The organism is Mycobacterium sp. BMJ-28 (assembly GCF_054404835.1).
In genome coordinates, this window is record NZ_CM136783.1 from 2,828,063 (window position 1) to 2,850,888 (window position 22,826).

Annotated in this window: 23 protein-coding genes and 1 riboswitch; of the genes, 20 read left to right on the top strand and 3 right to left on the bottom strand. The window is 68.1% G+C overall.

Annotated elements, in window-relative coordinates; all coding sequences use genetic code 11:
* The first annotated feature begins 50 nt into the window (after positions 1-50).
* From ACXPWS_RS14000 to ACXPWS_RS14030, 7 genes are all read left to right on the top strand, one after another.
* Positions 51-1,655, top strand: a complete 1,605-nt coding sequence (locus ACXPWS_RS14000) for a carboxylesterase/lipase family protein (RefSeq protein ID WP_458712989.1) — start codon at positions 51-53, stop codon at positions 1,653-1,655.
* Between the two features lie 18 nt (positions 1,656-1,673).
* A complete protein-coding gene (locus ACXPWS_RS14005) occupies positions 1,674-2,606 on the top strand; it encodes a sterol desaturase family protein (RefSeq protein ID WP_458712990.1) in 933 nt (310 codons plus the stop codon).
* 36 nt (positions 2,607-2,642) lie between these two features.
* Positions 2,643-3,125 carry a cation:proton antiporter regulatory subunit gene (locus ACXPWS_RS14010; RefSeq protein WP_458712991.1) on the top strand — a complete coding sequence of 161 codons (483 nt, stop codon included), beginning with the start codon at positions 2,643-2,645 and terminating at the stop codon, positions 3,123-3,125.
* 14 nt (positions 3,126-3,139) lie between these two features.
* Positions 3,140-4,288, top strand: a complete 1,149-nt coding sequence (locus ACXPWS_RS14015; protein ID WP_458712992.1) for a cation:proton antiporter — start codon at positions 3,140-3,142, stop codon at positions 4,286-4,288.
* Complete coding sequence (locus tag ACXPWS_RS14020) at positions 4,285-5,682, top strand: NAD(P)/FAD-dependent oxidoreductase (protein ID WP_458712993.1); 1,398 nt, start codon at positions 4,285-4,287, stop codon at positions 5,680-5,682. The genes ACXPWS_RS14015 and ACXPWS_RS14020 overlap by 4 nt, the downstream gene beginning before the upstream one ends.
* A gap of 114 nt (positions 5,683-5,796) precedes the next feature.
* A complete protein-coding gene (locus ACXPWS_RS14025; protein WP_458712994.1) occupies positions 5,797-6,420 on the top strand; it encodes a LysM peptidoglycan-binding domain-containing protein in 624 nt (207 codons plus the stop codon).
* Positions 6,421-6,561: 141 nt separating this feature from the next.
* On the top strand, positions 6,562-7,302 hold the full coding sequence (locus ACXPWS_RS14030; protein ID WP_458712995.1) for an Rv1815 family serine proteinase: 741 nt from the start codon (positions 6,562-6,564) through the stop codon (positions 7,300-7,302).
* Here the strand turns inward: ACXPWS_RS14030 and ACXPWS_RS14035 are convergent.
* Positions 7,215-7,655, bottom strand: coding sequence for a nitroreductase/quinone reductase family protein (locus ACXPWS_RS14035; RefSeq protein WP_458712996.1), 441 nt, complete (start codon positions 7,653-7,655; stop codon positions 7,215-7,217). The genes ACXPWS_RS14030 and ACXPWS_RS14035 overlap by 88 nt on opposite strands.
* A 103-nt stretch (positions 7,656-7,758) precedes the next feature.
* Here ACXPWS_RS14035 and ACXPWS_RS14040 point away from each other — a divergent pair, with 103 nt between their 5' ends.
* The 3 genes from ACXPWS_RS14040 to ACXPWS_RS14050 are packed head-to-tail and all read left to right on the top strand — an operon-like array spanning position 7,759 to position 10,457.
* Positions 7,759-8,436: a TetR/AcrR family transcriptional regulator gene (locus ACXPWS_RS14040; protein WP_458712997.1), complete on the top strand. Its 678-nt coding sequence runs from the start codon at positions 7,759-7,761 to the stop codon at positions 8,434-8,436.
* A 45-nt stretch (positions 8,437-8,481) separates the two neighbouring features.
* Positions 8,482-8,979 (top strand): VOC family protein, encoded by a 498-nt coding sequence (locus ACXPWS_RS14045; protein WP_458712998.1) that lies wholly within the window; start codon positions 8,482-8,484, stop codon positions 8,977-8,979.
* Complete coding sequence (locus ACXPWS_RS14050) at positions 8,976-10,457, top strand: FAD-binding protein (protein ID WP_458712999.1); 1,482 nt, start codon at positions 8,976-8,978, stop codon at positions 10,455-10,457. The genes ACXPWS_RS14045 and ACXPWS_RS14050 overlap by 4 nt, the downstream gene beginning before the upstream one ends.
* On the opposite strand, the gene ACXPWS_RS14055 is transcribed toward ACXPWS_RS14050, so the two are convergent.
* Complete coding sequence (locus ACXPWS_RS14055) at positions 10,454-12,349, bottom strand: ABC transporter ATP-binding protein/permease (RefSeq protein ID WP_458713000.1); 1,896 nt, start codon at positions 12,347-12,349, stop codon at positions 10,454-10,456. The two genes, ACXPWS_RS14050 and ACXPWS_RS14055, sit on opposite strands and share 4 nt — an antisense overlap.
* A gap of 26 nt (positions 12,350-12,375) precedes the next feature.
* The gene (locus ACXPWS_RS14060) at positions 12,376-14,301 is read right to left on the bottom strand and encodes an ABC transporter ATP-binding protein/permease (protein WP_458713001.1); all 1,926 of its coding nucleotides are present in this window, start codon (positions 14,299-14,301) and stop codon (positions 12,376-12,378) included.
* Positions 14,302-14,397: 96 nt separating this feature from the next.
* On the opposite strand from ACXPWS_RS14060, the gene secA2 reads away from it, so the two are divergent.
* The 10 genes from secA2 (at position 14,398) to ACXPWS_RS14110 (ending at position 22,596) form a co-directional block, all read left to right on the top strand.
* On the top strand, positions 14,398-16,746 hold the full coding sequence (gene secA2 / locus ACXPWS_RS14065) for an accessory Sec system translocase SecA2 (RefSeq protein WP_458713538.1): 2,349 nt from the start codon (positions 14,398-14,400) through the stop codon (positions 16,744-16,746).
* Between the two features lie 10 nt (positions 16,747-16,756).
* Entirely contained in the window at positions 16,757-17,341 is a 585-nt protein-coding gene (locus ACXPWS_RS14070; RefSeq protein WP_458713002.1) for a CDP-alcohol phosphatidyltransferase family protein, read from the top strand.
* Complete coding sequence (locus ACXPWS_RS14075; RefSeq protein WP_458713003.1) at positions 17,334-18,239, top strand: DUF881 domain-containing protein; 906 nt, start codon at positions 17,334-17,336, stop codon at positions 18,237-18,239. Before ACXPWS_RS14070 ends, ACXPWS_RS14075 begins: the two co-directional genes overlap by 8 nt.
* Before the next feature lie 14 nt (positions 18,240-18,253).
* On the top strand, positions 18,254-18,586 hold the full coding sequence (locus ACXPWS_RS14080; RefSeq protein ID WP_458713004.1) for a small basic family protein: 333 nt from the start codon (positions 18,254-18,256) through the stop codon (positions 18,584-18,586).
* Positions 18,583-19,362 (top strand): DUF881 domain-containing protein, encoded by a 780-nt coding sequence (locus tag ACXPWS_RS14085; RefSeq protein WP_458713539.1) that lies wholly within the window; start codon positions 18,583-18,585, stop codon positions 19,360-19,362. The genes ACXPWS_RS14080 and ACXPWS_RS14085 overlap by 4 nt, the downstream gene beginning before the upstream one ends.
* A 36-nt stretch (positions 19,363-19,398) precedes the next feature.
* The gene (gene gcvH / locus ACXPWS_RS14090; RefSeq protein WP_458713005.1) at positions 19,399-19,794 is read left to right on the top strand and encodes a glycine cleavage system protein GcvH; all 396 of its coding nucleotides are present in this window, start codon (positions 19,399-19,401) and stop codon (positions 19,792-19,794) included.
* A gap of 198 nt (positions 19,795-19,992) precedes the next feature.
* On the top strand, positions 19,993-20,457 hold the full coding sequence (gene garA / locus ACXPWS_RS14095; protein WP_090360921.1) for a glycogen accumulation regulator GarA: 465 nt from the start codon (positions 19,993-19,995) through the stop codon (positions 20,455-20,457).
* A gap of 36 nt (positions 20,458-20,493) precedes the next feature.
* Complete coding sequence (gene ftsR, locus ACXPWS_RS14100) at positions 20,494-21,231, top strand: transcriptional regulator FtsR (protein WP_458713006.1); 738 nt, start codon at positions 20,494-20,496, stop codon at positions 21,229-21,231.
* Between the two features lie 46 nt (positions 21,232-21,277).
* A complete protein-coding gene (locus ACXPWS_RS14105) occupies positions 21,278-21,772 on the top strand; it encodes a bifunctional nuclease family protein (RefSeq protein ID WP_458713007.1) in 495 nt (164 codons plus the stop codon).
* 191 nt (positions 21,773-21,963) lie between these two features.
* A complete protein-coding gene (locus ACXPWS_RS14110) occupies positions 21,964-22,596 on the top strand; it encodes a MerR family transcriptional regulator (RefSeq protein WP_458713008.1) in 633 nt (210 codons plus the stop codon).
* A 111-nt stretch (positions 22,597-22,707) separates the two neighbouring features.
* Positions 22,708-22,810: riboswitch (glycine riboswitch) on the top strand.
* The last annotated feature ends 16 nt before the right edge of the window (positions 22,811-22,826 follow it).

Genomic DNA, 22,826 nt, shown 5'->3' on the forward strand with positions numbered 1-22,826 from the left:
GCGACGCTAGGGCGGCTGTGACGGCCCTGACAGGGTTGTGTCCAAGACGAATGAATCTCCATCGGCACAGGTCACCGGGCAACGTCGGTAGCGTGGTATGGCTGAGCAGCCAACCCAGGGAGGCACCTGTGATCCCGGATACCGACACCATCACCGGGTACGGACCGGTCCGTGGAACCGACGACGGCGTCGTCCGGCAATGGCTGGGCGTGCGGTATGCCGCGCCGCCGGTCGGCGAGCTGCGCTGGCGTGCGCCGGAACCGCCGCAGCGTTGGACCGAACCGGCGGACGCCACCCGGTTCGGCCCGGTCTGCCCACAGCAGACCGATCCGTACATCCCGCTCGATCTCGGTGGTCCGCAGGGCGACGACTGTCTGACGCTGAACGTGTGGGCGCCCGCGGCGTCCACCGCACCCAAACCGGTGATGGTGTGGATACACGGCGGCGCGTACGCGCTCGGATCGTCCGCCCAGCCGTTGTACCGCGGCCGGGAACTCGCCGCCGGCGGGGACGTCGTCGTGGTGACGATGAACTACCGGCTCGGTGCGCTCGGCTTCCTTGACCTGTCGTCGTTCGATCCGGCATTCGACACCAACATCGGCATCCGGGACGTGCTCTGCGCGCTGCACTGGGTCCGGGACAATATCGGCGCGTTCGGCGGCGACGCCGGCAACGTCACGCTCTTCGGTGAATCCGCCGGGGCGGGCATCCTCACCACCCTGATGGCCAGCCCGGCGGCCCGCGGGCTGTTCCACCGGGCCATCGCCCAGAGCGCGCCGGTGACGTCGGTCTATGACCGCGACCGCGCCCGCCGCACCACTGAGCAGTTCCTGGACCGGCTCGGCGTGCACCCCGGTGAGACACACCGGCTGCGGGCCGCGCCGCTGGCAAGCATCATCGCCGCGTCCAAGCATGTCTACGACGACGTTCCCCGGCGGTTCCCCGGCACCCTGGCCTACGTGCCCATCGTCGACGGCGACCTGGTGCCCGATTACCCGGTGCACGCCGCCCGGGCCGGCCGAACCCATCCGGTGCCCCTGATCATCGGGACGAACCGGCACGAGGCCGCGCTGTTCCGCTGGATGCGGTCCCCGCTGATGCCGATCGCCCCGCAGACGCTGCGCGACATGTTCACCGCGATCGTCAACGAGCAGCCCGGGGTGCAGATCCCGACCGAGGCCGACATCACCGCCGTCTACCGCGGCCGCGGCCGCAAACCGGCGCTGGGCGTTGCGCGCGACGTCGGATTCCGGATGCCCTCCATCTGGTTCGCCGAAGGGCACAGCGCCGTCGCACCGGTGTACATGTACCGCTTCGACTGGGCCACCCCGATGCTCAAACTGCTGCGCCTGGACGCCGCGCACGCCACCGAGTTGCCGTACGTCTGGGGCAATCTGGTGATGGGCCCCAAGGATCCGACGTTCAAACTCGGCGGGTTGGCCGCCGGCGCCGCGGTGTCGGAACGGATGCGCACCCGCTGGACCCGCTTTGCCGCCGGTGCCGAACCGGGCGCCGGCCCGAGTGCCCCGGTGTGGCCGGCATACCGTCACGACGATCGGGCCACCCTGATCATCGGCCGCGAGGACCAGGTGGTCCCCGACCCGGACCGCGAGCAGCGGCTGACCTGGGGCGCCGACGTCTTGAGCTTCCGTTAGGGCCTTAAACTGGGCGGCATGGACGGAGTCCGGGTATTGCTGGACGCATTGCCGCCGCAGATGCGTGACCCGGTGCTGTTCGCTGTCCCGTTCTTCCTGGTGCTGCTCGTGCTGGAATGGACAGCCGCGCGCAAACTCGAAACCCTGACCGGGGCGAGCGAAGCGACGGGAGAGGCGTCGGACGAACGCCCGGCGGCCGGAAGCTACCTGCGCCGCGACGCGTGGGCCAGCGTGTCGATGGGGCTGGTGTCCGTCTTCACGACGGCCGCGTGGAAGTTGTTGGCGTTGTTCGGTTATGCCGCCGTCTACGCCTATGTGGCGCTCTGGCACCTACCGGCCACCCAGTGGTACACGTGGGTGATCGCGCTGGTCGGCGTCGACCTGCTGTTCTACACCTATCACCGGATCGCGCACCGGGTGCGGCTGATCTGGGCCACCCATCAGGCGCACCACTCCAGCCGATACTTCAACTTCGCCACCGCCCTGCGCCAGAAGTGGAACAACAGCGGCGAGATCATCATGTGGATTCCGTTGCCACTGCTGGGTGTTCCGCCCTGGATGGTGTTCGCCAGCTTCTCGGTGAATCTGGTCTACCAGTTCTGGGTGCACACCGAACGCATCCAAAAGCTCTGGGTTCCCTTCGAATTCGTGTTCAACACACCCTCACACCATCGGGTGCACCACGGGATGGACAAGCTGTACCTGGACCGAAACTACGGGGGCATCCTGATCGTGTGGGATCGGCTGTTCGGCACCTTCCAGGCCGAGGAGTTCCGGCCGCACTACGGGCTGACCAAACATGTCGGCACCTTCAACATCTGGACCTTGCAGACCCACGAATACGCGGCGATCGCCTCTGACGTCCGGTCGGCGCGGCGCTGGCGCGACAAGTTCGGCTATGCGTTCGGGCCGCCCGGCTGGGCCCCGCGCTCCGAACTTTTACCGAAGTAGCCGCCCCGGCCCACAGGATTCGTCCAGGATGGGGTGATGGATGTCAGAGAGGTCCTGCTCCCCGGCGTCGGGCTGCGCTTCGAATTCGACACCCGTACCGGTGATCGGATCGGCGTGGTGGCCCGGCGCACCGGAGAATTCGAGCTGGTGGTGTATCCGAAAGAGGATCCGGACCAGGCCCGGGAAATGTTCCGGCTCAGCGATGAGGAGGCCGAGGCGCTGGCCCAGATCCTCGGCGCACCCCGGATCGCCGAGCGCTTCGCCGACCTGACCCGGGAGGTGCCGGGTCTCAACGCCGGCCAGGTGCACATCCGCGCGGGCAGCCCGTTCGTCGACCGGCCACTCGGTGACACCAGGGCCCGCACCCGCACCGGCGCCTCCATCGTGGCGATCGTGCGCGACGAGGAGGTGCTGGCCTCACCCGGTCCCGCCACGCCGCTGCGGGCCGGTGATGTTCTGGTGGTGATCGGTACCGAGGACGGGATCGCCGGCGTCAACAACATCGTCGTCGACGGCTGAACCGGGGCTGATCCGTGCAGGTATCGGCGGCGCTGTTACTCGAACTCGGCCTCATCCTGGCGGTGCTCACCGTGCTGGGCACGGCCGCCAGGCGGTTCGCGCTGTCACCGATCCCGCTGTACCTGGCTGCCGGCCTGGCCCTGGGTGACGGCGGGGTGGCGCACATCCCGGCGGCCAACGAGTTCGTCGGCACCGGCGCCTCGATCGGCGTGGTGCTGCTGCTGCTGACCTTGGGCCTGGAATTCTCCATCGGTGAGTTCGCCGCCAGCCTGCGCCGTCACCTGCCGTCGGCCTGGGTCGACCTCGTCCTGAACGCCATTCCGGGCGCGGTCGCCGGCTGGCTGCTCGGCCTGGACGGGGTGGGCATCCTGGCGCTGGCCGGGGTCACCTACATCTCGTCGTCGGGGGTGATCGCGCGTCTGCTCGACGACCTGCGCCGGCTGGGTAACCGTGAGACCCCGGCGGTGCTGTCGATCCTGGTGCTGGAGGATTTCGCGATGGCGGCCTACCTGCCGCTGCTGGCTGTGCTGGCCGCCGGCGGAAGCTGGGCACACGCCCTGTTCGGGATGGCCATCGCGGTGTCCGCGCTGGTGTTGGCCTTCGTGGCGTCCTACCGCTGGGGCCATCTGGTGGGCCGGATGGTGGCCCACCCGGACAACGAGCAACTCCTGCTACGGATCATGGGGCTGACGCTGATCGTCGCCGCGCTGGCCGAGTTCATCCACGCCTCCGCCGCCGTCGGCGCCTTCCTGGTCGGGCTGACCCTGACCGGGGAGGCGGCGCACCGGGCCCGCACCGTGCTCAGTCCACTGCGAGATCTGTTCGCCGCCATCTTCTTTCTGGCCATCGGGTTGTCGGTGAACCCCAGTGACCTGGTGCCGATGCTGCCCGCCGCATTGGCGCTGGCCGTGGTGACCGCCGGCACCAAGGTCGCCACCGGGATGTTCGCCGCCCGCCGCGACGAGGTGGCCCGGCCGGGTCAGTTGCGGGCAGGGACCGCCCTGATCGTGCGCGGCGAATTCTCGCTCGTCATCATCGGATTGGTCGGCGCCACACTGCCCGCGGTGGAGGCGGTGGCCACCCCCTATGTGTTCATCCTGGCCATCGCCGGGCCGGTGCTGACCCGGTTTGCCGGCGGCCGGCACCGTAGTGTGGCGGGGTGAAGACCGCTTTCGATGCCCACGTTGATCCCGCGCTGGTCGCGCGGTCGCTGTCGGCCAGCACCCTGGGGTCGATGTGGCTCGACATTCCCCGCCCGCGGTATCCGGCTCTGTCCGGCGCGGTGAGTTGCGACCTGCTGGTCATCGGCGGTGGCTACACCGGGTTGTGGACGGCCGTCCATGCCGCGCAACGCAATCCGGGGCAACGCATCGTGCTCATCGAGGCGGACCGGATCGGCTGGGCGGCCTCGGGCCGCAACGGCGGTTTCGTCGATGCCAGCCTGACGCACGGTCATGACAACGGAAAGTCGCGCTGGCCCAAAGAGATCGATGTGCTCGACGCCATGGGCAAGCAGAATCTGGACGGCATGGCCGCCGATATCGCAGGACTGGGAATGGAGGTGGAGTGGCAGCACACCGGGATGCTGACGGTGGCCACCGAACCCCATCAGGTGCGCGGGCTGGCAGAGGCGGGCACGGGCACATTCCTCGATCAACAGCAGGTGCGTGCCGAAGTGGCCTCGCCGACGTATCTGGCCGGCCTCTTCGAGGCCGACAGCGTGGCGATCGTGCATCCGGCCAAACTTGCCCTGGAGCTGGCCCGCGTCGCGGGTGAGGCCGGAGTGCGCATCCATGAGTCCACCCGGGCACTGTCCCTGGACTCCGCAGGTGCCGGCCTGCGGGTGGACACCGGCGCCGCGGTGCTCTCCGCGCAACGGGTAGTGCTGGCCACCAACGTTTTTCGCAGCCTGCTCCGCCGAAACCGGGCATACACGGTGCCCGTCTATGACTACGTGCTGGCCACCGAACCGCTCACCGAGGCTCAGCTGGACCGGATCGGCTGGCGCAACCGGCAGGGCATCGGCGACTGTGCCAACCAGTTCCACTACTACCGACTGTCCGCGGACAACCGCATCGTGTGGGGTGGTTATGACGCGATCTACCATTTCGGCCGCCGCGTCGACCCGGCCCACGAGGACCGGCCGCAAACCTACCGGCGGCTGGCCGAGCACTTCTTCCTCACCTTCCCCCAACTCGACGACGTCCGGTTCACCCACCGCTGGGCCGGCGCCATCGACACCAACACCCGGTTCTGTGCGCACTGGGGTACTGCGCACGGCGGCCGGGTCGCCTACGTCAACGGGTTCACCGGTCTAGGGGTGGGCGCCGCCCGCTTCGCCGCCGACGTGTGCCTGGACCTGATCGACGGAAAGTCAACGGTGCGAACAGAATTGGAGATGGTCCGGCGTAAGCCGCTGCCGTTCCCGCCCGAACCGCTTGCCAGTGCCGGCATCCAGGCCACCCGCTGGTCGCTGGACCGCGCGGACCACTCGGCGGGCCGGCGCAACATGCTGTTGCGCACGCTGGACCGGCTGGGGCTGGGCTTCGATTCCTGACCGCCGGAGAATGTTCGCCAATTGTTGAAGTTCATTACGAGCACAACCGCTCCGGTGGCAGCGAATCCTCATTAGGCTCGGGCCGTTCGATTGTCGAAATGAGGGGAGAACGGCATGACCGACAGACTTCACAACGGCGAGAAGCTGGAACGGGGCCAGTCGCTGACGTCCGAGAACGGCGCCTACCGGGCGACATTGCAGGACGACGGCAACTTCGTGCTCTACAGCGGCGACACCGCCGTGTGGTCCACCGAGACCAACGGGCAAGACGTGGTCCGCGCCGAGGTGCAGGGCGATGGCAACTTCGTGCTCTACACCCCGGACAAGCCGGTGTGGCATACCGACACCAAGGGTGCCAAGGATGTGCGGCTGATCCTGCAGGACGACCGCAACCTGGTGCTGTACGGGTTCGACGGGGTGGCGTGGTCCTCGGGCACCAACACCGACGAAGCGCCGCCGGCGCCACCGGCCGCGGCCGCTCCCGCCCCGGAACCCGAGGTGGAACTCGCGGCGGACGAAGCGCCCGCGGCGCCCGCACCCGAGGTGCCTGCCCCCGCGCCGGAGCCCGAACCCGCACCGCCGGCACCGCGCACCTACACCGTGGTCTCCGGTGACACGCTGTGGGCGATCTCGGAGCGGTTCTACGGCGACGGCAATCAGTACCAGCGCATCGCCGATGCCAGCGGGGTGCCCAATCCGGATCTGATCCACCCGGGTCAGGTGCTGACGATCCCGTAATTATTCGTTCGCGACACGCCGGCCGGGATTGTTGAAGTCCCGGCCGGCGTTGTTGTAACGCGATCGGACCGTTACCCGATCTACACCTCAGCATCCCGGTAGCGTCGGGCTCACCGAGGGTGCAGTGATCGGGAGGAAATCATGCGCGCACGCCTGTTGAGCATCCTGGTTGCCGCGGCGCCGCTGGCGGTCATGCTGGCCGCGACGCCGGCGTCCGCCACCACCGGCCCCACCGTCTATCCGGGTATGGAGATCCGGCAGGGCTCCACGCTGTGCACGCTGGGTTATGTCGATATGCCGTCGCGGTCGGCCCTGACGGCGGGCCACTGCCGCGCCGACGGTCCGGTCACCGACCGGGAGGGCAACGTGATCGGCGTGGTGACCATGTCCAGGGACAACACCCCCGACGGCACCACGATCACCGCCGACTACCAGATCACCGACTGGGAGGCCATCGCGCTGGCCCCCGACGTCCAGCTGGTCAACGTGCTGCCGGGTGGGCGTGCGCTGGTGTCGGATCCGGAGCTGGCCGTGCAGAAGCCGGGCCAGACGGTCTGCCACTTCGGCGTCGTCACCGGCGAGACCTGCGGCACCATCGACTCGGTGAACAACGGCTGGTTCACCATGACCAACGGCGTCGTCAGCCAGAAGGGTGATTCCGGCGGGCCGGTGTATGTGCCCGCCGCAGATGGCCGGGCGGTGATCATCGGCCTGTTCAACAGCACCTGGGGCCAGCTGCCCGCCGCGGTCTCCTTCCAGTCCACCGGTCAGCAGATCATCGAGGCCACCGCGATTCAGCCGATCAATTCGAACACCGGGATCGAGACGGTCTTCTCGCGCAGTTCGGCGTCGGTGGAATCCGGCGTCAAACCGCCGATGTGATTCTTGACCTCCCAGAACCAGCGATCGAGGTAGCGCCGGATCAGTTCGGGCTTGGCGTCGTCGGCCACCTCGACGGCTTGTACCTCCCGCCGGCGAAACCACGGACCTGTCTGTACCGAGCCGGCCGCCCGGGCGTTACGCGCCCACTGGGTGTTGCCCCGCGGTGAGACCAGGTAGTCGCGCCCGTCCACGGTGAGCACGTTGACCACCACGCCGTGCCATTGACCGGTGCGGCGGCCACGGGCCCGCAGGGCGCGGGTGCCCGCCACGCTGATGCCTGCCTCGGCGAGCCGGCGGAACACCTCGTTTGCCGCTCGGGCTGCGCGGTTCGGTTCGTCGTAACGCGTTGTCATCGGAAGTCCTTTCGAATTGAGAGAGCAGTGCTCTTGTTTCGAGCCTGCCGCGCCACGCCGAATAATTCAAGAGCAGTGATCTCGGTTATGTCAGACTTGGCGGATGGGCAAGCGACAGGACGCGCGCGACCGGATCCAGGCGCAGATCATCGAGGTCGGGCGGCGGCATCTGGACACCGACGGGGCGGCCGGACTGTCCCTGCGCGCCGTTGCCCGAGACCTCGGCATGGTGTCCTCGGCGGTCTACCGCTACGTCGCCAACCGGGACGACCTGCTGACCCTGCTACTGGTCGACGCCTACGGCGAACTCGCCGACGCGGTCGAGGCCGCCGATCCCGGCGGTGACTGGACGGACCGAGCCCTGGCGATGGCCCATGCCACCCGGGCCTGGGCGGTCGAACAGCCGGCGCGGTGGGCGCTGCTCTACGGCAGCCCGGTGCCGGGGTACCGGGCGCCCGCCGAGATCACCGTGGGTCCCGGTACCCGGGTGATCGGCGGGTTGCTCCGGGTGGTGGCCGCCGGGATCGCCGCGGGTGACATCCCCGACCCGGAAGATGCTGTGCCGCAACCACTGTCGCAAGACTTCCGGGCCGTCCGCGCCGAGTTCGGGTTTCCCGGCGGCGACCGGGTGCTGCTCAAATGCCTGCTCGTCTGGGCGACGCTGATCGGCGCGATCAGCCTGGAGGTGTTCGGCCAGTACGGGCCCGACACCCTGACCGACGCCAGGCCCGTCTTCGACGGTCAGATTCGGCTGGCGCTCGACACCTTGACCCGAAACTAGAACACGTTCTAGCCACGGTGGCGCGGTGGAGATATCCTCACATCGATGCTCAACCAGACACCTGTCCAGATCGCGTGGGTGACGCGCGACCTGGACGCGACCGAACCGGTGCTGACCGCACTGCTCGGGGCGCGCAAATGGGTCCGGATGCCCGCGGTGCATTTCGGGCCCGACGGTTGCACCCACCGCGGCGCGCCGGCCGACTTCGTGGCCGACATCTCGCTCAGTTACGCCGGGGACACCCAGCTGGAACTGATCGCGCCGGTGCGCGGGGAGAGCATCTACACCGAATTCCTCGACAGCGCCGGACCCGGCCTGCACCACATCTGCGTCCGGGCGCCCGACGCCGCGGCCTTCGATGCCGCCCTGCGCGACGCCGAGGCGCACGGTGCCCCCGCCGTCGCGCACGGGGTGATGCCCGGCGGGATGCGGTTCGCCTACGTCGGCGCCGGCGACGCCGGCGTGCCGTTCATCGAGATAGCCCTCATCCCACCCGATATCCAGGCCTTCTTCGACTACGTGAAACAGGAGAACACCACGTGAGCACTCAGACCCCCGACATCATCGATGCCGGCGCCGTCACCGACTGGTCCGGCGAATTCGACGTGGTGGTCGTCGGTTTCGGCATCGCGGGCGGCAGCGCGGCGGTCAGTGCCGCCGCCGCCGGAGCCCGGGTGCTGGTGCTGGAACGCGCCGCCGCCGCCGGCGGCACCACCTCGATGGCCGGCGGCCACTTCTATCTCGGCGGCGGCACCGCGGTGCAGCAGGCGACCGGTCACCAGGATTCGGCCGAAGAGATGTACAAGTACCTGGTCGCAGTGTCCAAGGATCCCGAGCTGGACAAGATCCGCGCCTACTGCGACGGCAGCGTGGAGCACTTCAATTGGCTTGAGGCCCTTGGTTTCCAGTTCGAGCGCAGCTACTATCCGGGCAAGGTGGTGGTGCCGCCGGGCACCGAGGGTTTGTCCTACACCGGCAACGAGAAGGTGTGGCCGTTCTGCGAGCAGGCCAAGCCCGCGCCGCGCGGACACTCCGTGCCGGTACCCGGCGAGCTGGGCGGGGCCGACATGGTCATCCAGCTGTTGCTGAAGCGGGCCGCCGAACTCGGCGTGGAAATCCGCTACGAGACGGGGGCGACCAACCTCATCGTCGACGACGGCGTCGTGACCGGGGTGGCCTGGAAGAGCTTCGGTGACACCGGCGCGGTCCGGGCCCAGGCGGTGGTGATCGCCGCGGGTGGGTTCGCGATGAACCCCGAGATGGTCGCCGAGCACACTCCGGCGCTGGGCAAGAAGCGCAAGACCAAGCACCACGGCGAGGTCGAGCCCTACATCCTGGGCAACCCGCACGACGACGGGCTGGGCATCGGGCTGGGCGTGTCCGCCGGCGGGGTGGCCAAGAACCTCGACGGGCTGTTCATCACCGCGGCCGCGTATCCGCCGGAGATCCTGCTCACCGGGGTGATCGTCAACAATCGGGGTGAGCGCTTCGTCGCCGAGGACTCCTACCATTCGCGCACCTCGGCGTTCGTGCTGCGTCAGCCCGAGCAGCAGGCCTACCTGATCGTCGACGAGGCGCACATGCAGATGCCCGAGATGCCACTGATCAAGTTCATCGACGGGTACGAGACCATCGCCGAAGTCGAAGAGGCGCTGGGCATTCCGGCCGGCAACCTGGCGGCGACGCTGCGTCGCTACAACGCGGGCGCCGCCACCGGCGATGATCCCGACTTCCACAAGCAGCCCGACTACATCGCCGCCCAGGACACCGGTCCGTTCGCGGCGTTCGACCTGTCGCTCGGGGTCGCCATGTACTCCGGTTTCACCATGGGCGGGCTGTCGGTGTCACTGGACGGCGAGGTGCTGCGTGAGGACGGCAGCGCGGTGCCCGGCCTGTACGCGGCCGGGGCGTGTGCCTCGAACATCGCCCAGGACGGCGAAGGGTACGCGAGCGGTACCCAGCTGGGCGAGGGATCGTTTTTCGGGAGGCGGGCGGGAGAACACGCAGCGCGGCGGGCCTAGAGCGGCGTCAGGCGCCAGCGGCCGTCGCCGAGCAACTCCAGCCGCTGCCGGTGATGGCGGTCCACGCTGTCGCGATGGCTGACGCTGACCACGACGGTGTCGGGCAGCCGTTCACGCAGCGTGGTGTACATCGCGAACTCCTGACCGGCATCCAGCGCCGAGGTGGCCTCGTCGAGGAACACCGCCTTCGGGCGGGCCAGCAGCACCCGGGCGAACCCGATGCGCTGCTGTTCGCCGGGAGACAGTTCCTTGCCCCAGTCGGAGTCGTCGTCCAGCCGCGACGCCAACTGCCCGAGGACAACCGCGCCGAGCGCATCGACGATCGCGTCGTCGTCGAACGTGCCCGCGGGGGCGGGATAGCTGACCACCGCCCGCAGGTCGCCGAGCGGCGCGTAGGGCAACTGCGACAGGACCATCGTCTCGGCCGGATGGGTGACGGAACCCGAAGCGTACGGCCACATTTGGGCCACACTGCGCAGCAGCGTCGTCTTGCCGGTGCCCGACGGGCCGGTGATGACCAGCGTGTCGCCGGGGCCGAGTCGCAGCTCGAGATCATTGACCAGCGCGACGCCGTGCGGCGAACGCACCGACACGTCCGTGATCTCGACACCTCCGTCGGTGCTCAGCGTCCCCGCCAATCGCGGTAGCGCCCTTGCCTGTTCGTTGGCCGTCACCAAGCCGTCCAGCCGGATGATGGCGGCCCGATAGCCGGCGAACGAGTCATAGACGGCGCGGAAGAAGCTCAGCGAGCTCTGCACCGAACCGAACGCCCCCGCCGACTGCATGACGTCGCCGAGATTGAGTTCACCGGCGAACAGCCGGGGTGCCTGCACGATCAGCGGTAGCGGTGACACGATCTGGCTGACCGAGCGGTTCCAGCCCATGAAGGCGACGCCGCGCAGCACGAGTCTGCGGTAGTTCACGATGATCCGGCCGAACCGGGTCGACAGGGTGCGCCGCTCGGTCTCCTCACCGCGGTACAGGCTGACCGCTTCGGCGGCGTCGCGGATGCGCACCAGCGCGTAGCGGAACGCGGCGTTGGTGAGTTCGTTGCGAAAGGTCAGCCCGATGATCGGCTTGCCGATCCAGAACGCCACCACCGTCGTCACCGCCACCCACAGCAGTGCCAACCAGAACAGGGCTTTGGGGATCGTCACCCCGAACAGGGACAGTGGCCCGGCCAGATTCCACAGGATGGGGGTGAAGGCGACGACGGACAGCGCCGCGTTCACCGTGCCGAATACCAGTGTCTGCGCGGTGCCGACGGTGAAGGTGTTGGTCTCGGGCCCCGTTCCGGTGGTGAACACATCGATGTCCTGCTGGATGCGCTGATCGGGGTTGTCGATCGGCTCGCCCCCGAAAGCCGGCAGGAACCGGCCGCGGTAGTAGGCCCGGTCGCCGAGCCAGTCCCCGGTGAGGTGCGCGGTGAGCCATACCCGCCAGCGGATAATGAAGTGCTGCATCAGGTACAGGTCCAGCACGGTGCGGGTGATATCGGCGACGAGCAGCCCGCCGAACAGGAGGATCGACTTCCAGAATCCGTCGATACCGGAGTCGCGCACCGTGTCGTTGCCTGCCCCCGCGCCCTCGAAGGCGACCTGCAGCGAGGTGGACTGGTCGTTGGCGTAATAGCTGAACAGCACGTCCATCCGGACCGAGACCATCACCGACAGCAGCAGCACCCCGACCATCGCCCACACCGGAATACTTTGGCGCCCAACGAAATATCCCTTGGTGACATGCCAGAATTGGCGGCCCCAACCGGTGTGACGGGCGAGCAACACCGTCACCGCGGCCATCGCCACGGCGCTGATCGCCCACGCCTTGGCGATCCACCACAGCGACGCGAGGATCTCGTTGCCCCAGTCCAGGGACTGGGTGAACATCTCCATGCCGGGAAGCTACCCGACCGGCGACCTCAGACGGGGGTGACCGAGTCCTCGACGGCGGTGTCCACATCACCGAGCGACCAGCGCCCACCGCCGTGCAGATGCAGGTGCTTCTCGTGATGCTGGCCCACCGTGCTGCGGTGGGTGACGCTGACCAGGATCGTCTCCGGGAGTTCGGCCCGGATCAGGGAGTACATCGTGTACTCCAGCCCCTCGTCGAGTGCGGAGGTGGCCTCGTCCAGGAACACCGCACGCGGCCGGGTCAGCAGCACCCGGGCGAACGCGATGCGCTGCTGCTCGCCGGGGGAGAGCACCTTGACCCAGTCGGCCGTCTCGGACAGCCGCTTGGAGCACTGCGGCAGCGACACCTTCTCCAGCGCCCAGTGCAGCCGCTCGTCGGGGATGCTGCCGGGTTCCTGCGGGTAGGACACCACTGCCCGCAGATCGCCGAGGGGCACGTACGGCATCTGGGACAGGAACATGGTCTCGTTCTCGGCCTGCGGGTAGCGGAACGTGCCCGAGGCGAACGGCCACAGCTGGGCAAGGCTGCGCAACAGGGTCGTCTTACCCGCCCCGGACCGGCCGGTGACGATCAGCGTGTCGCCGCTTTCCAGCTGCAGATCGAGACCCTCGACCAGGGACTCGCCCATCGGGGTGCGCACCTCGATGCCGTCGAGCTCGACCAGGCAGTTCCGGCTCGGCTCGGCGGTAAGTTCCGGCAGCGCCCGGCCCTCCTCGTTGGCGACCACCAGGCCGTGCAACCGGATGATCGAGGCACGCCACCCGGCGAACTGGTCGTAGGTGTTGCGGAAGTAGGACAGCCCGCCCTGGATCTGACTGAATGCCGAGGACGTCTGGGAGATGTCACCGAGCTTGATCTGTCCGGCGAACATCCGCGGCGCCTGGATGATCCACGGCAGAGGGACAATGATCTGGCTGATCGAAACGTTCCAGCCGTAGAACTTCACCGAACGATTGATGAAGCGTTTGTAGTTGTCGACGATCGGGGCGAACCGCTGGCGCAACTGCACGCGCTCGGCGTTCTCGCCGCGGTAGAAGGCCACCGACTCGGCGGCGTCGCGCAACCGCACCAGGGCGTACCGGAACGCGGCGTTGAACTTCTCGTTGTTGAAGGTCAACTGGATGAGGGGCCGGCCGATCCAGAACGCGATCACGGTGGCCACCACGACATAGACGATGCCGATCCAGAACATCGCCCGCGGCAGGGTGACCCCGAACATGGTCAGCTCACCGGACAGGTTCCACAGGATGACCGCGAAGGATCCCACGCTCACGATCGCCTCGATGGCGCCGAACAACAGCATGTTCGCGCTCAAGGTGTTCGGGTTGGCCGGCAGCGGGCCCGCCCCGTTGGTGAAGATGTCGATATCGGACTGGATGCGCTGGTCCGGGTTGTCGATGGTGTCGTCGATGAACCGGCTGCGGTAATACGCCTTGCCGTCGAGCCAGTCGCCGGTCAGATGGCCGGTCAGCCAGGCCCGCCAGCGGATCAAGAAGCGCTGGGTCACGAACAGGTCGAGCATCATCCGCGCGACGTGCACGGTGGCGAGCACACCGAAGTGCGCCCACGCCCACCAGAACCCGCTGACGCCGGAGTCCTTGACGGCCTGTTCGCCGCCGCCGATTCCCTCGAACGCCGTCTGCGCCGCGCTCATCATGTCGTTGCCCTGGTAGCTCAGGAGCACATCCAGGCGTACGCCGATGACCACCGACAGCAGCAGCCCGGACAGCCACAACCACACCAGGATGCTGTCCCGGCCGGTGAAGTAGCCGCCGGTGATGCGCCAGAACTGCCGGCCCCAGGTGGTGAACCGGGCGATCAGCACGAGCACGATCAGGGTCGGAACCGCGGTATAGAACCAGACGGTCGCGACCCACCACAGCGATTTCGGTAGCTCGGCGCCCCAATCCAGCGTCGGGGTGAACATCTCCATCCCGGCAAGGTACCGCTACAAGCCGGGAAAGGCGGCTTGCGGGTGGTCAGCCCCGTCGGCGCCGGCGCAGGCCCCGCGTACCGTATGACTGTGGCTGTGAGTTCCAAGACCCCCAAAAGCGCAAAAGCCGACAAGGCACCCAAGCAGGGACGGCTGAGCAACCGGTTCTGGAAGCTGCTGGGCGCCAGCACCGACAAGGACCAGGCCAAGTCGATGTCGCTGGTGCGCGCGTCGGAGGCCTTCGACGAGAAGGCCGCCGGCCTGGACGACGAGCAGCTGCGCAAGGCCAGTGGCCTGCTGAATCTCCAGGATCTGGCCGAGTCGGCGGATATCCCGCAGTTCCTGGCGATCGCCAGGGAGGCGGCTGAGCGAGCAATCGGCCTGCGGCCGTTCGACGTTCAGCTGCTCGGCGCCTCCCGGATGCTGGCCGGCGACGTGGTGGAGATGGCCACCGGTGAGGGCAAGACCCTGGCCGGCGCCATCGCCGCGGCCGGGTATGCGATCGCCGGACGCAAGGTCCACGTCATCTCCGTCAACGACTACCTGGCCCGGCGCGACGCCGAATGGATGGGCCCGCTGCTGGAGGCGATGGGCCTGACGATCGGCTGGATCACCGCCGAGTCCACCCCGGCGCAGCGCCGCGACGCCTACGGCTGCGACGTCACCTACGGCTCGGTCAACGAAATCGGCTTCGACGTGCTGCGCGATCAGCTGGTCACCTCGGTCGACGACCTGGTGTCGCCGAGTCCCGACGTGGCGCTCATCGACGAGGCCGACTCGGTGCTCGTCGACGAGGCGCTGGTGCCACTGGTGCTGGCCGGCACCTCACACCGGGAGACCCCGCGGCTGGAGATCATCCGTCTGGTCGGCGAACTCCAGTCGGGCACCGATTACGAGACCGACGCCGAGCGGCGCAATGTGCAGCTCACCGACACCGGGGCGCGCAAGCTGGAGGCGTCTCTCGGCGGTATCGACCTGTACTCCGAGCAGCATGTCGGCAGCACGCTCACCGAGGTGAACGTGGCGCTGCACGCGCACGTGCTGCTGGAGCGGGATGTGCACTACATCGTGCGGGACAAGGCCGTGCACCTGATCAACGCGTCGCGCGGGCGGATCGCCTCGCTGCAGCGCTGGCCCGACGGCCTGCAGGCGGCGGTCGAAGCCAAGGAGGGCATCGACATCACCGAGACCGGTGAGGTGCTCGACACCATCACCGTGCAGGCGCTGATCAACCGCTACCCGAGGGTCTGCGGTATGACCGGCACCGCGCTGGCCGCAGGCGAGCAGCTGCGCCAGTTCTACAAGCTGGGTGTGTCGCCCATCCCGCCGAACACCCCGAACATCCGCGAGGACGAGTCGGATCGGGTGTACATCACCGCGGCGGCCAAGAACGATGCCGTCGTCGAGCACATCACCGAGGTGCACGCGACCGGCCAGCCCATCCTGGTGGGCACCCGCGATGTCGCCGAATCCGAGGAACTGCACGAGCGGCTGGTGAAGGCCGGGGTGCCCGCGGTGGTCCTGAACGCCAAGAACGATGCCGAGGAAGCCGCCGTCATCGCCGAGGCCGGCACCTTGAACACCGTGACCGTGTCCACCCAGATGGCCGGGCGCGGTACCGATATCCGGTTGGGCGGTTCGGATGAGTCCGAACACGATCCGGTCGCCGAACTGGGTGGGCTGCACGTGATCGGCACGGGCAGGCACTACACCGAACGGCTGGACAATCAGCTGCGTGGCCGGGCCGGGCGCCAGGGCGACCCGGGTTCGTCGGTGTTCTTCTCCAGCTGGGAGGACGACGTGGTGGTCGCCCACCTGGAGCCCAACAAGCTGCCGCTGCAGATCGACCAGGACGGCCGGATCACCAGCCCCAAGGCCGCCGCGCTGCTCGATCACGCCCAGCGGGTGGCCGAGGGCAAACTCCTTGACCTGCATGCCAATACATGGCGCTACAACCAGCTGACCGCGCAACAGCGGGCCATCCTGGTGGACCGCCGCAACACACTGCTGACCACCGACGCGGCCCGCGAGGAGCTCGCCGAGCGTTCACCCAAGCGCTACGAGCAGATCGCCGCGCAGGTGTCGCAGGAGCGGCTGGAAGAGATCGCCCGGCTCATCATGCTGTACCACCTGGACCGCGGCTGGGCCGACCACCTGGCCTATCTGGCCGACATCCGGGAGAGCATCAGCCTGCGCGCGCTGGGCAATCAGAGCCCACTCGACGAATTCCACCGGATGGCCGTCGACGCGTTCGCCTCGCTGGCCGCCGATGCCATCGAAGCGGCCCAGCAGACCTTCGATACCGCCAATATCGTCGACGGTGAAGTGGGGCTGGACCTTTCCCGGTTGGCCCGGCCGACCTCGACGTGGACGTACATGATCCACGACGATCCGCTGGCCGACAACGCCATGTCGGCGCTGAGCCTGCCTGGCGTGTTCCGCTAGGTTGACCCCCATGGGGAGCACCGCACCGCAGGGCAACTCCGATCGGGTGCTGACCATCCCCAACGCGCTCAGTGTGCTGCGGCTGGCGCTGGTGCCGGTGTTCCTGTACCTGCTTCTGGTGCTGCACGCCAACGGGTTCGCGGTGGCGGTGCTGATGTTCAGTGGATTCTCCGACTGGGCCGACGGCAAGATCGCCCGGCTGTTCGACAACCAGTCGTCGCGACTGGGGGAGTTGCTCGATCCCGCGGTGGACCGCATCTACATGCTGGTGATACCGCTGGCTTTGGCGGCCGCCGGGACGGTGCCGTGGTGGTTCGTCGCCACCTTGATCGGGCGGGACCTGGCGCTGGCCGCGACCCTGCCGGTGCTGCGCCGGCACGGCCTGACGGCGCTGCCGGTCACTTACCTCGGCAAGGCAGCCACCTTCGCGCTCATGTCGGGTTTTCCGCTGGTGCTGCTCGGCCAGTTCGACGCGCTGTGGAGCCGGGTGGTGCTGGCCATCGGGTGGGCCTTCCTGATCTGGGGGATGGCGCTGTATCTGTGGTCGGGCGTGCTCTATCTGTTCCAAGTGGTGCTGGTGGTGCGGCGTGGTTGATCCGTCGCGCTCGCTCGGCGGGTTCGATCCCCACGTGGGGCTCAACGCGCACGAAGCGGATGCGCCGCAACGCATTCCGTTGCCGTCGCTGCTGCGGTCGCTGCTGACCGATCACCTCGATCCCGGATATGCCGCCGCCGCGCAACGACGGGCGCAGGGTGCCACTCGCTCGCCGGGCTGGGCCTGGCAGCTGGTGGCCGGGTTCGCCATCGCGGCGGTGTTCGCGGTGGCGGTGGCACAGGCCCAGTCGGTGGCGCCGGTCAACCGGCAGACCCAGCAGGTCCTGGCCGGCAGCGTGCGGGCCGCCGAGACCCGGTCCGATGCGCTGACCGCCGGTCGCGACGCGCTGAGCTCACGGCTGGAGGGCGAGCGCCGCAGCCGGCTTGCCGGCGACGAACGAGGGCGCGCACTGTTGGCCGAACTCGACCGGGACGCGTTCGCGGCGGCCGCGACACCGGTGATCGGGCCCGGGGTGACCGTGGTCGTCACCGATCCGGGCGTGACACGCGATCTCACCGATGTGTCCAAGCAGCGGGTCGCCGGCAACCGCCAGGTGATCCTGGACCGCGATCTGCAACTGGTGGTCAACTCGCTGTGGGTCAGCGGTGCCGAGGCGATCGCCGTCGGCGGGGTGCGAATCGGTCCGAATGTCACCATCCGGCAGGCCGGCGGCGGCATCCTGGTCGATAATCAGCCCATCAGTAGCCCCTATTCCCTCATCGCGATCGGCCCGCCGCACGCCATGCAGGATGCGTTCGGCCACAGCACGGGACGGCAGCGGCTGGCGCTGCTGGAGCAGTCCTACGGCGTCGGCGTGACGGTCAGTACCGGCGAAGCGCTCACCGTCGCGGCCAGTTCGGTGCGAGACCTGCGCTTCGCCAAGGAGATTGGGCCGTAGATGCAAGGACAGTCATGATCGGGGTAGCCGCACTGGTCGTCGGCATCGTGCTGGGTGTGGTGTTCCATCCCAGCGTGCCCGACGCGATCCAGCCGTACCTGCCCATCGCGGTGGTGGCGGCACTGGACGCGGTGTTCGGCGGGCTGCGCGCCTACCTGGAACGGATCTTCGACGCGAAGGTCTTCGTGGTGTCGTTCGTCTTCAACGTGCTGGTGGCCGCGTTGATCGTCTATGTCGGCGATCAACTCGGCGTCGGCACCCAGTTGTCCACCGCGATCATCGTCGTGCTCGGCATCCGCATCTTCGGCAACGCGGCCGCCTTGCGGCGCCGGCTGTTCGGGGCCTGACGGTGTCCGACGACCATGAGCCGCATCATGGCCGGCACGAGCGGGAGCCCGGCGCCGAGCCGCGCAAACGCCGCACCCGGTCGCAGCGGATGTTCGGGGCGCTGGCCGCGCTGCTGGTGCTGCTTCTCGGCGTCGCGATCGTCACCCAGGTGCGCCAGACCGAGTCGGGCGACTCGCTGGAGACGGCGCGGCCCGCGGATCTGCTGGTGCTGCTGGATTCCCTGCAGCAGCGGGAGGCCGCGCTGAACACCGAGGTCGCCGATCTACAGCGGACGCTGGCGGCACTGCAAGCCTCGGGCAGCAGCGACCAGGCCGCCATCGAGAACGCACAATCCCGGCTGGCGGCGCTGTCCATCCTGATCGGCACGGTCGCCGCGACCGGGCCCGGCGTGACCATCACCATCGACGATGCCGCACGTGGTGTGTCCGCCGAAACGATGCTCGACGTGATCAACGAATTGCGGGCGGCCGGCGCGGAGGCGATGCAGGTCGGGACCGGCGGCGGAGGCAATGGCGCGGTCCGGGTGGGGGTGGATACCTGGGTGGTCGGGTCACCCGGCGCACTGATGATCGACAGCACCACGCTGGGCCCGCCGTATTCGGTTCTGGCCATTGGCGATCCGCCGACGCTGGCCGCCGCGATGAACATCCCGGGCGGCGCGATCGACAGCGTGGAGCGGGTCGGCGGCACGATGAAGGTCGTCCAATCCGACCCCGTCGAGGTGACCGCCTTGCGGCAACCGAAACCACGCCAATACGCTCAGCCAGTCAAATGAGCAGTGCCCGCCCGAGTTCGCAGTCAAAGGAGCGCAGTGAGCGAAATCCCAGCCGATCTGCAGTACACCGCCGAGCATGAATGGGTGCAGCGCACCGGTGACACCACCGTGCGGGTCGGCATCACCGATTACGCCCAGTCCGCACTGGGTGACGTCGTATTCGTGCAGTTGCCCGACGTCGGCGCCGAAGTGACCGCGGGTGAGTCCTTCGGCGAGGTGGAATCGACCAAATCGCTGTCGGACCTGTACGCCCCGCTGACCGCGAAAGTCGTTGCGGTGAACGGCGACCTGGAGGGCAGCCCGGAGCTGGTGAACTCCGATCCGTACGGCGCCGGCTGGCTGGTCGAACTCGAGGTCGACGCCGACGCCCTGGCCAGCGGTTTGGCCGAATTGCTCGACGCGGACGGCTACCGAGGCAACGTATCGGAGTGACGAGTTGTTAGGGTTTGCCGATCGGTTCAGATGACCGACAGGCATCAACAGGCGTGCGCCAAGTCCGGGTGACCGGATCGGCCGTGGCGGACCCAGCGGGGTGCGCGGCGCGGTACGGTCGACATCAGTCGCATGACGGCTGGGATCACCGCCCGGCCGTCGGGCAGCACGCCACAGCAGCCAGTAGAGGAGCAGCGGGTGACGGAGAACAGTAATACCGGGGCCGACCAGACGTCTGACGAAGTCACCGTGGAGACGACATCGGTATTCCGCGCTGATTTCCTGAACGAATTGGATGCACCGGCGGCGACGAGCAGCGACAGCTCCGTGTCGGGTGTCGAGGGACTTCCCGCCGGGTCGGCACTGCTGGTCGTCAAGCGCGGGCCCAATGCAGGCTCCCGCTTCCTGCTCGACCAGCCCACCACCTCGGCCGGCCGGCACCCCGACAGCGACATCTTCCTCGACGACGTGACCGTCAGCCGTCGCCATGCCGAGTTCCGGCTGGAAACCGGTGAATTCCAGGTGGTCGACGTAGGCAGCCTCAACGGCACCTACGTCAACCGCGAGCCCGTCGACTCGGCGGTGCTGGCCAACGGCGACGAAGTTCAGATCGGCAAGTTCCGGCTGGTATTCCTGACCGGACCCAAGTCCGACGACGCCTGACGGCCGCGCCGAAGCGTCACGTCAGACGATAAGACGATGAGCCAGCCGGACCCGGGATTCACCGGGATGTCGATCGGAGCGGTGCTGGACTTGCTGCGCCCCGACTTCCCGGATGTGACCATCTCGAAGATCCGGTTCCTGGAAGCCGAGGGACTGGTCACGCCGGATCGCTCGGCGGCGGGATACCGGCGGTTCACGGCCTACGACTGCGCGCGGCTGCGCTTCATCCTGACCGCGCAACGCGATCAGTATCTGCCGCTGAAGGTGATCAAGGCGCAACTGGACGCCCTGCCCGACGGTGAGCTGCCCTCGAGCGGATCGACTTATGCGGTACCGCGTTTGGTGCCGGTGGCGGTCGCCCGGGCCGAAGCCGGCCACGATGCCACCGCCGTGGCGCCGGCACAGGTCCGGCTGTCCCGCGAGGATCTGCTGGCCCGGTCCGGGGTGGACGGCGCACTGCTGGCGGCCCTGGTGACGGCCGGCATCATCCGGCCCGGCCCCGCCGGTTTCTTCGACGAGCATTCGGTGCTGATCGCCCAGTGCGCCCGGGCACTGGCCGACTACGGCGTCGAGCCGCGGCACCTGCGCGCCTTCCGGTCGGCCGCCGACCGGCAATCGGACCTGATCGCGCAGATCGCCGGCCCGGTGGCCGCGGCGGGCAACGCCGGCGCCCGGGACCGGGCCGACGACCTGGCCCGCGAGGTGGCCGCGCTGGCGATCACGTTGCACACGTCGCTGATCAAATCGGCTGTGCGCGACGTTCTCGATCGCTGAGGACTAGACTTTTCGGTGACGGCATCGTCGTGGAGGGCAGACGCAGATGGGTGAGGTTCGGGTAGTCGGTATCCGCGTGGAGCAGCCCCAGAATCAGCCGGTGCTGCTGCTGCGCGAGTCCAATGGCGACCGCTACCTGCCGATCTGGATCGGCCAGTCGGAGGCGGCCGCCATTGCGGCAGAGCAGCAGGGGGTCGAGCCGAGTCGGCCGCTGACCCACGATTTGATCCGGGATCTGATTGCCGCGCTTGGGCATTCGCTCAAAGAGGTGCGCATCGTCGATCTGCAGGAAGGCACGTTCTACGCCGACCTGATCTTCGACCGCGATATCAAGGTGTCGGCGCGCCCGTCGGACTCGGTGGCGATCGCGCTGCGCGTCGGCGTCCCGATCTATGTCGAGGAAGCGGTACTGGCCGAGGCCGGGTTGCTGATCCCGGACGAGAGCGACGACGAACCCACCGGCGCGGTGCGCGAGGACGAGGTGGAGAAGTTCAAGGAATTCCTCGACAGCGTGTCGCCGGACGACTTCAAGGCCACCTAGATCACGGATGCGTCTCGTGACGTCGACACGCGGGTCGTGTGTGAGGTGACTGAGAAACGGGCAGCCATACTTTGATCGACGACGAGCAGTAACGGCACCGTGTTGAGCGTATGCTCGACACATTCGAAACCGAGCAAACGTGACGCTGTGCAGGTCAGGTGGTCGGAATCGATCGGCGGAGAGGATGGACTGTGGGCGACACGCCACGCGCGCCACATCAGGGGGAGTTGGATCTGTCCACCACCAGCGGCCCGGTGCCGGGGGTGACCGGCAGCGTCGGCGAACCCGTGCAGGGACGCCTTTTCCCCGACGACTCGGTACCGGATGAGCTGGTCGGTTACCGCGGGCCCAGCGCCTGCCAGATCGCCGGTATCACCTACCGCCAGCTCGACTACTGGGCGCGCACCTCGCTGGTGGTGCCCTCGATCCGCGGCGCGGCCGGCTCCGGCAGCCAGCGGCTGTACTCCTTCAAGGACATCCTGGTCCTGAAGATCGTCAAGCGCCTGCTCGACACCGGCATCTCGCTGCACAACATCCGGGTGGCCGTCGACCATCTGCGCCAGCGCGGTGTGCAGGACCTGGCGAACATCACCTTGTTCTCCGACGGCACCACCGTCTACGAGTGCACGTCGGCCGAAGAGGTCGTCGATCTGTTGCAGGGCGGCCAGGGTGTGTTCGGTATCGCCGTCTCGGGTGCGATGCGGGAACTCACCGGCGCCATCGCCGACTTCCCGGGTGAGCGCGCCGACGGCGGCGAGTCGATCGCCGCGCCCGAGGACGAGTTGGCAACGCGGCGTAAGACCCGCGACCGCAAGATCGGCTAGCATAGGGGCCGCATCGCCCTTGCGCGGGAGAGTTCCGTGACGGCCAGTCACGGGCGCCGAAGGAGCAACACCTCTCCGTCAACCTCTCAGGCACCCCGGACCGCGGACGGCCCCGATGCCTCTGGAAAGCGGCGCGTCTATGAGCGCGCCCGCCCATGGGGAAAGGCCGCTCATGGCGGCCGAATCTCTCAGGCGCCCCGACAGAGGGAGAGGACGCGTCTTTGCGCGCG

Excerpts from the sequence above, each read along its gene's own strand:
- ACXPWS_RS14040 (WP_458712997.1), top strand. The coding sequence starts at position 7,759 with ATGGGCAAGCGACAGGACGCGCGCGACCGGATCCAGGCGCAGATCATC.
- ACXPWS_RS14035 (WP_458712996.1), bottom strand. The coding sequence starts at position 7,655 with ATGACAACGCGTTACGACGAACCGAACCGCGCAGCCCGAGCGGCAAAC.
- ACXPWS_RS14010 (WP_458712991.1), top strand. The coding sequence starts at position 2,643 with ATGGATGTCAGAGAGGTCCTGCTCCCCGGCGTCGGGCTGCGCTTCGAA.
- ftsR (WP_458713006.1), top strand. The coding sequence starts at position 20,494 with ATGAGCCAGCCGGACCCGGGATTCACCGGGATGTCGATCGGAGCGGTG.
- ACXPWS_RS14000 (WP_458712989.1), top strand. The coding sequence starts at position 51 with ATGAATCTCCATCGGCACAGGTCACCGGGCAACGTCGGTAGCGTGGTA.
- ACXPWS_RS14005 (WP_458712990.1), top strand. The coding sequence starts at position 1,674 with ATGGACGGAGTCCGGGTATTGCTGGACGCATTGCCGCCGCAGATGCGT.
- ACXPWS_RS14060 (WP_458713001.1), bottom strand. The coding sequence starts at position 14,301 with ATGGAGATGTTCACCCCGACGCTGGATTGGGGCGCCGAGCTACCGAAA.
- ACXPWS_RS14055 (WP_458713000.1), bottom strand. The coding sequence starts at position 12,349 with ATGGAGATGTTCACCCAGTCCCTGGACTGGGGCAACGAGATCCTCGCG.
- ACXPWS_RS14025 (WP_458712994.1), top strand. The coding sequence starts at position 5,797 with ATGACCGACAGACTTCACAACGGCGAGAAGCTGGAACGGGGCCAGTCG.
- ACXPWS_RS14030 (WP_458712995.1), top strand. The coding sequence starts at position 6,562 with ATGCGCGCACGCCTGTTGAGCATCCTGGTTGCCGCGGCGCCGCTGGCG.
- ACXPWS_RS14070 (WP_458713002.1), top strand. The coding sequence starts at position 16,757 with ATGGGGAGCACCGCACCGCAGGGCAACTCCGATCGGGTGCTGACCATC.
- ACXPWS_RS14080 (WP_458713004.1), top strand. The coding sequence starts at position 18,254 with ATGATCGGGGTAGCCGCACTGGTCGTCGGCATCGTGCTGGGTGTGGTG.
- ACXPWS_RS14105 (WP_458713007.1), top strand. The coding sequence starts at position 21,278 with ATGGGTGAGGTTCGGGTAGTCGGTATCCGCGTGGAGCAGCCCCAGAAT.
- ACXPWS_RS14045 (WP_458712998.1), top strand. The coding sequence starts at position 8,482 with ATGCTCAACCAGACACCTGTCCAGATCGCGTGGGTGACGCGCGACCTG.